This is a genomic window from Gudongella oleilytica (genome assembly GCF_004101785.1).
Classification (GTDB): domain Bacteria; phylum Bacillota; class Clostridia; order Tissierellales; family Tissierellaceae; genus Gudongella; species Gudongella oleilytica.
On sequence record NZ_CP035130.1, the window covers coordinates 413,537 to 425,963 of the forward strand.

The following is a 12,427-nucleotide window of genomic DNA, read 5'->3' on the forward strand; positions in this document are numbered from 1 at the left end:
TGTTATGGAAAAACCGAAGATTTTCATTGCAAACCCTGTTCCTGAAGATGTAGAGGAGTTTTTGAAGGGATCCTGTGAATGTGTCAAATGGGATTTCAGATATCCAAAGACTCTGGAGGGTATTCTTGAGAACATCAGGGACGTGGATGGAGTAATCCAGGTTGGTATGAAGATCGATGACAGGATCCTTGATAGTGCACCAAGACTTAAGGTGGTAAGCAATATATCAGTCGGCTACAACAACTATGATCTTGATGCAATGAAAAGAAGGGGGATCATAGGAACCAACACTCCGGGAGTTCTTGATAACACTGTTTCCGATCTGATACTTGGGTTGATTTTAAACTCAGCAAGGAGGATACCGGAGCTAAATCGATTCACAAAGTCAGGATCCTGGGTAAAGGCTGACAATTCTGATCTGTTTGGAAAGGATATACATGGCAGTTCTCTGGGGATAATCGGAATGGGAAGGATCGGGGAGAAGGTGGCCAGAAGGGCAAAGCTTGGCTTCGGCATGGATGTCAGCTATTATAACAGAGGCAGAAAGCTTGAGGTTGAAGAGGAGCTCGGGATAGTATACAGACCCATGGAAGAAATATTAAAAATATCAGACTTTGTCCTCCTTATGACTCCATTGACTCCTGAGACGACACATCTGGTGGGGGAAAAGGAACTTAAACTGATGAAAGCATCGGCATTTCTCATAAATGCATCAAGAGGTCAGGTGGTGGATGAAAAGGCCCTGATCAAAGCTCTTGAGGAGGGCTGGATAGCTGGAGCTGGCCTGGATGTGTATGAAAAGGAGCCGATAGATGCTGATAATCCTCTATTAAGGCTTCAAAATGCTGTAACCGTTCCTCACATAGGCTCCGCAACAACAAAGACCAGGGATGAAATGGCCTGGGCAGCTGCAAAGGCTTTAGTAGATGAATTATATGGTAAGAATTCTGGCATGAGAGTGCCAGAACTTTCGTAGGAGGTGCAGAATATGAGTAAACCTAAAGCTGTAATAGCATATCCGGTACCGGAAGACGTAGTCGAATTTGTAAGAGAACACTGTGATTTAAAGGTACTCGATTTTTCAAAGCCTGTGAATCTGGAGACCATAAAGGATAAGATCAGGGACGCAGAGGGGATGGTCATTCTTGGATTAAGGATCGACGACCAGCTCCTTGATCATGCTCCCAAACTGAAGGTGGCAAGCAATATAACAGTCGGCTACAACAATTGTGATGTGGAGGCAATGAAAAAGAGAAGTGTCTTATGCACCCATTCTCCCGGAGTCCTCGATGAGACAGTTGCTGACTTTGTAATGGGTCTTATGATATCCGCCGCAAGAAGACTTCCGGAGCTTGATACTTTCACCAAAGAGGGAAAATGGGTAAAGGGTGATATGTCTGAGCTGTTTGGAAGAGATGTTCATCACAGCACCTTAGGGATCATAGGTATGGGAAGGATCGGTGAAGCTGTTGCAAGAAGAGCAAAATTCGGTTTTGAAATGGATGTCATCTACTATAACAGAAGCAGGAAGGAAGCTGTTGAGAAGGAGCTTGGAATAACTTACAAGCCCATGGATGAGCTTCTGGCGGAGGCTGATTTTCTTGTGACACTTACACCTCTAACTGCTGAGACTGCCCATTTGATAGGGGAAAGAGAGCTTGACTTGATGAAGGAAGGCTCGTTTGTTATCAATGCCTCCAGGGGTCCGGTCATTGACGAGGAGGCTCTTATTAAAGCACTTCAATCAGGGAAGCTTGCAGGTGCAGGTCTTGATGTGTTCGAGAAGGAACCACTGCCAAAGGACAGTCCACTGCTTTCAATGAAGAATGTGGTGACCACACCTCATATAGCAGCAGGGACTCATCAGACGATGGCAAATCTTGCGTGGACTGCTGCCAGATCAATGGTAGAGGTCCTCGAAACCGGAACAAGTAAAAATATTGTGCCGGAAATGAAGTAATCAGTGAATAAGTAATAGTGAATAGTTGTAGGGGCGACCATTGGTCGCCAGCTAATTTCCCCTTTCAACTTTTGTCTATACAATAACTATCATTTGAACAAAAAAACAGCACTTCGTGAGTGCTGTTTTTGAATGCCTGAATTTACTTCGCTGTTGAAGGTTTCTTGATGGTGATTCCTGTGTAACCGTAGAATACCGCTACAATTGGGTTAATAATGTTCAGGAAAGCATATGGTGCATAGGCCAGTGGCGATACCAGAAGAACGCTTTGCATGTAAGCTCCACAGGTATTCCATGGGATCAACGATGAAGTAAGTGTACCTGCGTCCTCAAGTGTTCTGGAGAGAAGTCTTGGTTCGAGTCCTCTTTCGTCATAGGTTGCCTTGTACATTCTTCCAGGGATAACTATGGCCAGGTATTGGTCAGCCGCGAGTATGTTTATTGCTATACTTGTAAGTACAGTTGCAAGAACAAGTGATCCAGTGCTTTTAGCCATTTTCAGGATAACAGCTGCTATTGCATGCAGCATTCCTGTTCTCTCCATGATACCGCCAAATACCATCGCAAGTAATATCAAGGAAACGGTCCACATCATGCTGTCGAGGCCACCTCTGTTCAGAAGCTCGTCTACCATAGCAACTCCACTCTCTATCTCAAAGCCGTAGTGAGCCGTGTTAAGGATATCACCAAAGCTCGATCCCTGGAATATTGCTGCAAACAATCCTCCAAGGATTGTACCGAACAGAAGACCTGGAAGCGCAGGCATCTTCATAATTACCATAACAATAACTACAAGCGGTGGAATGAATAGCAAAGGTGAAATATTGAAGTTAGCAGCTATACCATCCATAATTATCTGGATATTTGAGGTATCAAGCTGGTTTCCTGCGTATCTGGAGCCAATAATTGCGTATAATACCATTGCTATCAAGTAGCTTGGCACTGTAGTATAGAGCATGTATTTGATGTGTTCGAACAGTGTTGAGCCAGCCATTGCGGGTGCAAGGTTAGTTGTATCTGACAATGGGGATATCTTGTCGCCGAAGTATGCTCCGGAAACGATTGCTCCGGCAACGATTGCTGGAGGCATCCCAAGACCTTGCCCTACTCCCATCAGTGCAATACCTACTGTTCCAGCGGTAGTCCATGAGCTTCCTGTTGCCAATGAAACGATGGAGCAGATGATCAATGTAGCCACAAGGAATATTCCTGGAGATAAAATCTTCAATCCGTAATAGATCATTGCTGGTACTGTACCTGCCAAGATCCAGGTTCCTACTACAGTACCAATTACCATCAGGATAAGTATAGCCTGCATGGACATCTGGATAGTTTCGATGGCACCCTTTTCAATTTCAGACCATTCAAAACCAAGCGCGAAAATCCCAACACTAGCTGCTACTATAATAGCAATCAGAATTGGCATATGAGCATCCGTACCCAGATAGACTATACCAACAAATAGGGAAACGATAAGTACTAAAATTGGTATCAGTGCTAAACCTATTGTTGCTTGCTTCTTTTCTTTCATATGTACCCCCCTATAATAAATTTAGTTCCTGAAAACGTATTTCAGGTGATAACAACTATTATTGTTATGAGTATAGATTACACTATTTTTGTCAAGCTTTCAACCATTATCTGAAAATTCCGTCACACTAAAGCATTAGCGCAAAACAAAAAAGCGACCCTGCTTTGAACAGGGCTTTTCTAAGCTATTTAACTATCATCACTGTCGTTTTCGCGTGCTGGATAACCTTATGGGAGACACTGCCCAGGATCGTCCTTGAAAATACCCCTAAACCTCTGCTTCCCATTACGATCAGGTCATAGCTGCCGTTTTCTGCATACCTTATGATCTCCTCAGCAACGTCTCCTATAATATGAGCTGTATCCACATTTCCTGCATAGCCCTCGAACATTTTCTTTGACTGCTCAAGGAGCTGCTTACTTAAGTCGATGCCGTCTCTGACAACGTCGAATTTGTAATCCATATCCAGATACCTTATGCTGTCAATGACTGTTAGGATCGTTACATCTGCAAGAAATGCTTCTGCAATCTCCCTGGCTTTAAGCAATGCCCTAGTGGACCACTCAGAGCCATCGATTGGAACAAGTATTTTTTTCATAAATACACCCCCTGTTTTTGCGGTTCTACTTACTACTAATATACCCTGTTTGTTTTTAAAACTATTATTTTCGGAATAAATATACTCCTAAAGTACTGTACCAGTCTGCAGTGATTTGCTATTATTATACTAAACAACAAAACAGGAGGGCTATATGAACTATAAGATCAGGCACACATGTATAAGGGTCAACGACCTGGATGCCTCAGTTGATTTCTATAAGTCGGCACTGGGATTGATAGAGACAGGGAGAAAGGAATATCCCGAGGACTTTACCCTGGTATTTCTTGCAGATGAAAAAAGAGATGTTGAGATCGAACTTACCTGGAACTATGGTAGGGAGGTTTCATATGTTATTGGAGACGGCTTCAGCCATATGGCTTTTTCAGTTGAAAACCTTGAGGAATCCCACAGAAAGCACACTGAAATGGGACTGGAGGTTACTGAGCTTATGGGACTACCTGGAGACCCTCCGGGATATTACTTTATAACAGATCCAAATGGCTACGATATCGAAATCGTAAGAGAAAGGCAATAATCCATATTTGGAAACAACCACTGGGATGGAGGTGGAGCATGAGGGAGTTAATTGAGAGTTTTAAGGATGAGGTATTGTCATTAAATGATTTTATGGCAAGGAATCCTGAGATCGGGGGAGGGGAATATAAGTCCTCAGGTGCCATGGTAAGACTGCTTTCAAAGCATGGCATAAAGGTGGAATACCCATTTGCCGGTATGGAGACCGCTTTTAGGGGAGTCATCAACGAAGGAAAAGTAAGGAAAGCAGCTATTCTTGCGGAATACGATGCTTTGCGGGGGATAGGACATGGCTGCGGGCATTGCGCCAGCGGATCTATAAGTATATTGGCTGCTTTGGTTTTGAATAAGATAAAAGATCAGATTCCTGCAGAAATCCATATAATCGGAACTCCAGACGAAGAAATGAGAGGCGGAAAGGTGACCATGGCCAATAATGGCTTTTTTGACGGTTACGATTTTGCCATAATGATTCACATGAGCAATAAGAACGCACTTTATTCAGGGTTTTTGGCACTCGATGCCTATGAATTCAGCTTTCACGGCAAACCTGCCCATGCCGCCAGCATTCCCTGGGAGGGAAGAAATGCTCTGAATGCCGCCAGACTATTTATGGATGCGACAGATATGATGAGACAGCATGTAAGGGAAGACGTGAGGATCCATGGTTACATCAAAAATGGCGGAGATGCATCAAACACGGTGCCTCATCTGGCAGTCGTTGAGATGCTCGTCAGGGCAAAGGACAGAAAATATGTGGACGAGCTGAGTCAGTGGGTAATGGACTGTGCCAAGGCAGCATCTATCGCCACCAGGACGAGCTACTCTGTTGAGCAGCTTGGTGAGAAGTTTGACGGTATGAGAAGGATAAAATCAGGAGAGAAGATCCTTGAAGATATTTATAGGGATATGAAGCTTCCTGTAGTTGATTTAGGCGATCTAACAGGAGGGTCCTCAGATATAGGCAACGTAAGCAGTATTTGTCCCTCATTCCATCCATATATCAGCATAGGGGAGGAGTTTAACGGGCATACTGTAGAATTTGCAAGGGCTATGACCGAAGACAGGACCCATAAGGCGATTCTTGATGGAGGAGAGATAATAGCAAGATTTGTAAAGGCCGTTTACGGCACTCCCGGAGCATTGGAGGATCTGTGGAAGGAGTTTAGGGGAGAATAAAAACAAGGAGGGGTAGTGTGAAAAAAGTAGATATGATTGTGAAAGCACCCCATTTTTACACAATGGCAGGCGACGGTGTCGGCTATGCGGAAGGGGTTGCAATGGTAGTTGACTCAGGCAGGATAGTGGCAATCGAGAGTGAGGAGGATATATTCTCCCAATACTCTGCTGAAGAGACGCTTGAAATGGATCATCATGCCATATTCCCGGGCTTTATTGATGCCCATATGCACACAGGCTATGCAATAATGAGGGGTCTTGCCCAGGACACCAACAATTGGATGATGTTCGGGCTTCAGCCATTTGACAATGTTGCCACGATATATGAAAGAAATCTTGGAAGCAAGCTTGCCATAATTGAAGCCATAAGGGCAGGTACTACAACCATTGGCGACTATGAAAGAAACATGGACGACGTATGCTCCTTCTTAGATCGGGTCGGTGCAAGGGGTAATATAACCTTTACTGTGCGCGAAGCCTTAAGAAGAGTGTACAAACCAGGGGAGCTCTATGAATATGATGAGGATATGGGTAGAAAGAGTCTGGAGGAAAACCTTGAGCTTTTCGACAAATGGCATAATAAGAGAGATGGAAGATTCAAAATCTTATTCGGACCTCAAGGACCTGACTTCGTAAGCAAGGAGCTGCTTCTTAAGATCCAGAAGCTGGCTAAGGAGAGAAACACCAAGATACATCTGCACACTCAGCAGGGCGACAGAGAGACGTATCAAATAGTAAAAAGATATGGCAAGAGGCCAATAGAGTGGCTTCAGGAGATAGGCTACCTGGATGAGACTCTGATTGCAGTACATCTGACGGATGCCAGGGACGACGAGGCTGAGGTTGTTGCCAGGAGTGGAGCCTCCATGATCCTTTGTCCGGGATCGATAGGAATAATAGACGGTGTAGTTCCACCATCAATGGCATTCCAGGCGGCAGGAGGCAATGTTGCACTTGGATCGGATCAGGCACCGGGGAACAACTGTCATAATATAATAAATGAGATGAAGCTGGTTGCCTTATTCAATAAGATCAAATACACAAACCCTGAGGTAATGCCTGCCTGGAAGGCACTTAGGATGGCAACTATTGAAGGAGCGAGAGCTGTGGGCCTTGGTGAGGAGATAGGATCTCTTGAGGTTGGCAAGAGAGCAGACTTTATTGCAATAGACCTTGGCAAGCCTTCTATGTATCCTGTTTACACCTACCCGATGAGAAATATCGTGCCTAACCTTGTTTACAGTGCCAGGGGAGATGAGGTCGTTTTATCAGTTGTCGATGGCAGGGTGATCTACAGAGATGGAGAGCTGGTAAATGTCGATCAGAAGGAAATCATGGAGGAGATAGCTCAGTACCCTGAGGGCATCGGTAAAAGGGCAGCCAGAGAATTCTTCGAAATAAAAGGAACCAACGCTCGGTTTATGGAGGAGAACAAGTTATAAAAATCGGAGGCTAATCGTTTTGAGGACATTTCCTTGCCAAGCGGCCGAGAGCGGTCCGATAAAACGACTTAGCCTCCGATTATTGAGCAGACAAAAAAATAAACGTATAAATAAAGCTGCAAACCCCCGATTACTCAGGGGCTTGCGGCTGTTGTTTTGAACCTATTTAACTACGAAAACCGATGTATTCACATGTGTTACGACCTTGTGGGACACGCCTCCCAAAAGTGCTCTTGTGAACACTCCCAGACCTCTGCTCCCCATAACTACAAGGTCAAACTTGTTGTCCTCTGCCATTGCAATGATCTCATTTGCTATGTCGCCCATCCTGTATGTGGTTTTAACTCCGTGGGGGTAACCCTCAAGAGTCAGCGCAGACTTGTGCAGTAGCTCCTGCCCCGCTTCAATGCTTGCGTTGATCATGTCCTGCTTGAAATCTACGCTTACAAAGCGACCGCTGTCAATTACTGTTAGAAGTGTAAGCTCTGCCTTGTAAAATTCACCAAGCTCTTTTGCTTTTTGTAGAGCCTTCATTGAATAATCTGATCCGTCAACTGGAACCAGGATTTTCATATTTCGCACCTCCTGTACTTAAAATACATTTACAGCATTAGCCTTTTCTTAATAATCATATACCCATAAAATGCCTTTCAAACGTTATTTAAATCAAATTTTTCACAAAAAAAGGAGGGGGTTCACTTAATTGGATCAATGGAGTATGATAATGTTTAGGTAATCGTTTACCCTTGGAATAATCGGGGTAATATATTTAACAAAATTAACAATGGGGGCTTATGATATGACCACCATACGAGAAATCGCAGAGATTGCAGGAGTATCCAGTGCTACGGTATCCAAGGTGCTAAATGGGAAGGATCAGAATATCAGCAGCGAGACAAGGACCCGAATACTGAATATAGCAGAAAAAAAGGGTTATATCCCCAATGGGATTGCAAAGAGCCTCAGGATAAGAAACACCAAAACTCTCGGCCTTATCATTCCCGATGTTACTAATCTGTTTTTCTCGGAGGTAGCTAAGGGAATCGAGGATGCCGCTGCCAACCATGGGTATTCTCTGATACTTTGCAATAGTGATAACAAGGAGATTAAGGAAAGAACGTATATCAAGATACTTCAGGAGAAGAAGGTGGACGGCCTTATTATAACAGCTTCCCACAGCAATCTTGGAGATAAGCTGGACTCAGTAACTACACCAGTAGTACTTGTGGACAGGGATGTGAAAATCATAAAAAAAGTCGGAAGAGTTACTGTGGATAACGTTACTGGAGGCAGGCTAGCAGCAGAAAGGCTTATAAAGAGCGGCTGCAGCAGTATAGTCCATATTACTGCAGAGCTTGATAATAAGCCAGCCGCAGAAAGGTATCAGGGATTTACATCGATCCTTGCAGAGAGAGGTATACCGCTTGATAAGTCAGGACTACATACAGGTTATTTTAATGTGGAAACAGGGTATCAAGGAATCATGGAGTTATCAAAGAAGCTGGAGTTTGATGGAGTCTTCTGTGGGAATGATCTCATTGCAATTGGAGCAATCAAGGCTTTAAGAGAGCTTGGGAAAAATGTTCCTGCGGATGTTTCAGTGATAGGCTTTGACGACATAGCACTTTCGAAATATATCGATCCGCCGCTTACGACTATAAGACAGCCCATATATAAGCTTGGTGGAAGTGCTGTGATGGTGCTCCTTGGAATGATCGAAGGAGGCACGACTGAGCAGTCAGTGGTGCTTCAGCCGGAGTTGATTGAAAGGATGAGTTGCCGATGAATAGAATTGTACTGAAGAATCCCTCGATCATACACAGTGATGGTCAGGTATCTGAGGCTAAGGCTATCGTTGTTGAAAATGGAAGGATAAAAGCAATCGATCCGGACATATGGTCAGCCGATATCGAGGTGGATTGTGCCGGGAAGTACGTTTCGCCTTCCTTTGCGAACCTGCATACTCATTCACCGATGAATATTTTCAAGGGCTTTGCTGAGGATGTAACAATAGACAGGTGGTTCAATGAATTGATCTGGCCTTATGAGAACCGGCTTACCCCGGAGGATGCGTACCACGGATCGAGGGTAGCTATTGCCGAGATGCAGAACAATGGAGTGACAGTCTTTGCTGACCATTATATGTTTGCGGAAGAAATAGTAAAGGCTGCTCTGGAGATGGACATGGGCCTTGACATAGCTCCAACTCTCTTTTCTCTTGACGGCAGATTTCATGAGGGCTTAATAAAGACCATAGAGCTTTCGGAGACATACAGGGACTTTGACAGGGTGGTTGTAAGTCTTGGCCCCCATTCACCCTATACCTGTTCCATGGAGGATCTTAGATCCCTTGCTGAAATCCAGGTAAAAAGCGGATTAAAGGTCCATATACATGCTGCTGAGACCAAGGATCAGGTGATAAGGTCAAAGATCGAAACCGGAAAAACGCCCTTTGAATTCCTCAGCAAGTCAGGAGTCCTTATGGGAAGGACTATAGTAGCACATGGTCTCTACGTTGAGGAGGGAGACTTGTTGTTCCTCAATGAAAACACAACCTTTGCAATAAGTCCAAAAACCTATTACAAGCTGAACATGGGCTTCGGAAATGTTCCTTTCCTCAAGGACAGGATCAAAATAGCGATAGGGACCGACGGAGCCGCCAGCAGCAATACCCTGGATCCTTTGGAGCAGGCAAGACTTCTTGCTCTGATGGGCAAATACCTGATGAAGGACAGCACCTCTTTCCCTTTAAGAGAGGTATGGGGATATCTGATGGAAGGGCATCGGGCACTTGAATTTGATACTGGCGAGATAAGGGAAGGATTCAGCGCAGACCTCATCATATGGGATCTGGACAAGCCATCGACCGCAGTTGCATCCGATCCTTTAGCCGCAATAATTTTCAGTGCAACATCAGAAAATATTGACACTGTAATATCCAAGGGAGTATTCGTCAAGAGAGAAGGAAGACTTAAGCACGACGTATCCAAAGATATCAGCTACCTTAAGAACAGGATGATTGAACTGGGCGAATCCAAGGAGGGAGAGACCAGCCTTAGTTACTAAAAAATACGAGGAGTGATAAGATGACAACACCACACAACAGTGCAGTCAGGGGAGATATAGCGGAAACCATATTATTGCCGGGAGACCCATTGAGAGCGAAATTTATTGCGGAGAATTTCTTTGAGGATCCGGTTCAGTTCAACACAGTAAGAAATATGTTCGGCTACACAGGGACCTATAAAGGGAAGAAAATCTCGGTAATGGGAACAGGCATGGGAGTTCCTTCGATCGGGATATATTCCTATGAGCTGATCCATTTCTATGGAGTTAAGAACCTTATAAGGGTAGGCTCCTGTGGTGCATTGCAGGGAAATCTGAAGCTTTATGACGTAATAATTGGAATGGGGGCAAGTACAAACTCCAGCTATGCACATCAGTATGGCTTGCCTGGGACGTACTCAGCTACAGCATCCTGGGATCTGATGTACAAGGCAGTAAAAGTAGCCGAGGAAAAGGGGATCCCGGTACATGTGGGGAACATCCTTACCAGCGATACCTTCTATTCAGCAGATACGGATTCGATCGCAAAATGGCAGAGTATGAACATTCTGGCGGTTGAGATGGAATCATTTGCCCTATACTGCAATGCTGCACATGCAGGGGTAAATGCCCTTACAATACTGACTGTAAGCGACTCTATCGTGAACAAGGAGGAGACTACTCCTGAGGAGAGGGAGAAGAGCTTCACCAGGATGATGGAGATTGCACTGGAGCTGGCCTGATGAAGGCCTGGGAAATGGCTTCCCGGCTGTATAGAAATGCCAAGCCCGTCATACTGGGCGAGGAGGAGCAAACCTGGGAGGTCATGAAAAGTGTATCAGGCTTTTATGATCAGCTTGCAGGTCTGGACTGGAAGAGCAATGTTCCAGGCTCGGGAGCACCTGAGACCATAATGGTTGCTGCAGTTCAGGCGTTAGAGAACAGAGGCTATATCGTTGAGGATTCTGAGGAACTTCTCATGGAGGGTCTGAGGGCTTATGATGACAAGGACTTCATAAGACTTCATCAGATATCCGCTCTAATGAGAAAGCGCCTTCTCGAGGCTAAGAAGAATCCTGATTCACCCTATTGGAGTTATAAGTACTACCATAACTTTGAGGAATATGAAAAAAATGTCAACTTCCCTGACCCAATAAAGCTACAAGATTTAAACGACGACTTCAGAGACAGGATAAAGGCAGCATGGCTGTCCCAATTGATCGGAGCAGCAATGGGAACTCAGCTTGAGGGCTATACAAGAGAAAGCCTGAGGGAAGCTTTCGGTGATTTCGACTATTACCTTAGAGAACCTAACACCTATAATGACGATTTGACGTTCCAGCTGGCGTTTCTTGAAGCCTTCAATGAAAAAGGTGCTGATATTACTTCAAAGGAGATAGCTCTTAAATGGGCTGGACTGGTTCCAGCCGGCTGGTCTGCTGAAGAGTTTGCACTAAGAAACATCAAGCAGGGTGTATTCCCGCCTGAGAGTGGAAGGTGGAACAATCCGTTCAACGAATGGATAGGTGCTCAGATGCGAGGGGCTATATGCGGTATGGTTGCTCCCGGAGATCCGGGGCTTGCCGCCAGGTTAGCATGGACAGACGGAGAGGTGTCCCATGCCAACAACGGCATACTTGGCGAGGTTTTCAATGCAGTTATGTTATCATTGGCCTTTGTTGAGAAGGACACAAGGAAGGTGCTTCTATCTGCCATTGAACTGATCCCAAAGGACAGTGAGTATCGGTCAGTACTTGATTTTGCACTCCATTCCTGCAGAAACAGTGAAAATTGGGAAGCTGCCATGGAGGCATGCGAGGAGAAGTATATCCGATACAATTGGATACACTCCTATCCCAATGCATGTGCGGAGGTAATAGCTTTGTACTTTGGGGAGGGTGATTTTACCAAGACCCTTAAGATCATATCTCAGGCGGGAGTTGACGTGGACTGCAACGCAGCACAGATAATGCCTGTAATCGGCATCCGGGAGGGAACCTCAGGGATACCTGAGAGGTATATGCACGAGGCCTTCCTTGATATAAAAACCTATATGCGATATCCGAGGCATTTGACCTTGGATGAGCTTGTGGATGCAACGGTAAAAAATGCAGTCAGATAAGAAATAGGAGGGA

The 12,427-nt window shown here is 44.9% G+C and carries 12 protein-coding genes; 9 read left to right on the top strand and 3 right to left on the bottom strand.

Annotated features, from left to right (window positions below; translation table 11 throughout):
• Positions 1–4: 4 nt before the first annotated feature.
• Complete coding sequence (locus EC328_RS01915; protein WP_128425237.1) at positions 5–976, top strand: 2-hydroxyacid dehydrogenase; 972 nt, start codon at positions 5–7, stop codon at positions 974–976.
• A gap of 12 nt (positions 977–988) precedes the next feature.
• Positions 989–1,960, top strand: coding sequence for a 2-hydroxyacid dehydrogenase (locus tag EC328_RS01920; RefSeq protein WP_128425238.1), 972 nt, complete (start codon positions 989–991; stop codon positions 1,958–1,960).
• 142 nt (positions 1,961–2,102) lie between these two features.
• On the opposite strand, the gene nhaC is transcribed toward EC328_RS01920, so the two are convergent.
• Complete coding sequence (nhaC, locus tag EC328_RS01925) at positions 2,103–3,491, bottom strand: Na+/H+ antiporter NhaC (protein ID WP_128425239.1); 1,389 nt, start codon at positions 3,489–3,491, stop codon at positions 2,103–2,105.
• Positions 3,492–3,675: 184 nt separating this feature from the next.
• Entirely contained in the window at positions 3,676–4,089 is a 414-nt protein-coding gene (locus EC328_RS01930) for a universal stress protein (RefSeq protein ID WP_128425240.1), read from the bottom strand.
• Between the two features lie 154 nt (positions 4,090–4,243).
• On the opposite strand from EC328_RS01930, the gene EC328_RS01935 reads away from it, so the two are divergent.
• Genes EC328_RS01935 through EC328_RS01945 form a run of 3 tightly spaced genes read left to right on the top strand, consistent with a single transcriptional unit; the run spans position 4,244 to position 7,247 of the window.
• Positions 4,244–4,627, top strand: coding sequence for a VOC family protein (locus EC328_RS01935; RefSeq protein ID WP_128425241.1), 384 nt, complete (start codon positions 4,244–4,246; stop codon positions 4,625–4,627).
• A 38-nt stretch (positions 4,628–4,665) separates the two neighbouring features.
• Positions 4,666–5,805 (top strand): M20 family metallopeptidase, encoded by a 1,140-nt coding sequence (locus EC328_RS01940; RefSeq protein WP_128425242.1) that lies wholly within the window; start codon positions 4,666–4,668, stop codon positions 5,803–5,805.
• 17 nt (positions 5,806–5,822) lie between these two features.
• Complete coding sequence (locus EC328_RS01945; protein WP_128425243.1) at positions 5,823–7,247, top strand: amidohydrolase family protein; 1,425 nt, start codon at positions 5,823–5,825, stop codon at positions 7,245–7,247.
• 162 nt (positions 7,248–7,409) lie between these two features.
• Here the strand turns inward: EC328_RS01945 and EC328_RS01950 are convergent, their stop codons facing one another.
• Positions 7,410–7,820 carry a universal stress protein gene (locus tag EC328_RS01950; protein ID WP_128425244.1) on the bottom strand — a complete coding sequence of 137 codons (411 nt, stop codon included), beginning with the start codon at positions 7,818–7,820 and terminating at the stop codon, positions 7,410–7,412.
• A 226-nt stretch (positions 7,821–8,046) separates the two neighbouring features.
• Between EC328_RS01950 and EC328_RS01955 the strand changes: the two genes are divergently transcribed.
• The 4 genes from EC328_RS01955 to EC328_RS01970 are packed head-to-tail and all read left to right on the top strand — an operon-like array spanning position 8,047 to position 12,414.
• Positions 8,047–9,033, top strand: coding sequence for a LacI family DNA-binding transcriptional regulator (locus EC328_RS01955; RefSeq protein ID WP_164906004.1), 987 nt, complete (start codon positions 8,047–8,049; stop codon positions 9,031–9,033).
• A complete protein-coding gene (locus EC328_RS01960; protein WP_128425246.1) occupies positions 9,030–10,313 on the top strand; it encodes an amidohydrolase family protein in 1,284 nt (427 codons plus the stop codon). Before EC328_RS01955 ends, EC328_RS01960 begins: the two co-directional genes overlap by 4 nt.
• Positions 10,314–10,333: 20 nt before the next feature.
• Positions 10,334–11,035 carry a purine-nucleoside phosphorylase gene (gene deoD, locus EC328_RS01965; RefSeq protein ID WP_128425247.1) on the top strand — a complete coding sequence of 234 codons (702 nt, stop codon included), beginning with the start codon at positions 10,334–10,336 and terminating at the stop codon, positions 11,033–11,035.
• Entirely contained in the window at positions 11,035–12,414 is a 1,380-nt protein-coding gene (locus EC328_RS01970; RefSeq protein ID WP_128425248.1) for an ADP-ribosylglycohydrolase family protein, read from the top strand. The genes deoD and EC328_RS01970 overlap by 1 nt, the downstream gene beginning before the upstream one ends.
• Positions 12,415–12,427 lie beyond the last annotated feature (13 nt).

Excerpts from the sequence above, each read along its gene's own strand:
- EC328_RS01915 (WP_128425237.1), top strand. The coding sequence starts at position 5 with ATGGAAAAACCGAAGATTTTCATTGCAAACCCTGTTCCTGAAGATGTA.
- EC328_RS01920 (WP_128425238.1), top strand. The coding sequence starts at position 989 with ATGAGTAAACCTAAAGCTGTAATAGCATATCCGGTACCGGAAGACGTA.
- nhaC (WP_128425239.1), bottom strand. The coding sequence starts at position 3,491 with ATGAAAGAAAAGAAGCAAGCAACAATAGGTTTAGCACTGATACCAATT.
- EC328_RS01930 (WP_128425240.1), bottom strand. The coding sequence starts at position 4,089 with ATGAAAAAAATACTTGTTCCAATCGATGGCTCTGAGTGGTCCACTAGG.
- EC328_RS01935 (WP_128425241.1), top strand. The coding sequence starts at position 4,244 with ATGAACTATAAGATCAGGCACACATGTATAAGGGTCAACGACCTGGAT.
- EC328_RS01940 (WP_128425242.1), top strand. The coding sequence starts at position 4,666 with ATGAGGGAGTTAATTGAGAGTTTTAAGGATGAGGTATTGTCATTAAAT.
- EC328_RS01950 (WP_128425244.1), bottom strand. The coding sequence starts at position 7,820 with ATGAAAATCCTGGTTCCAGTTGACGGATCAGATTATTCAATGAAGGCT.
- EC328_RS01955 (WP_164906004.1), top strand. The coding sequence starts at position 8,047 with ATGACCACCATACGAGAAATCGCAGAGATTGCAGGAGTATCCAGTGCT.
- EC328_RS01960 (WP_128425246.1), top strand. The coding sequence starts at position 9,030 with ATGAATAGAATTGTACTGAAGAATCCCTCGATCATACACAGTGATGGT.
- deoD (WP_128425247.1), top strand. The coding sequence starts at position 10,334 with ATGACAACACCACACAACAGTGCAGTCAGGGGAGATATAGCGGAAACC.
- EC328_RS01970 (WP_128425248.1), top strand. The coding sequence starts at position 11,035 with ATGAAGGCCTGGGAAATGGCTTCCCGGCTGTATAGAAATGCCAAGCCC.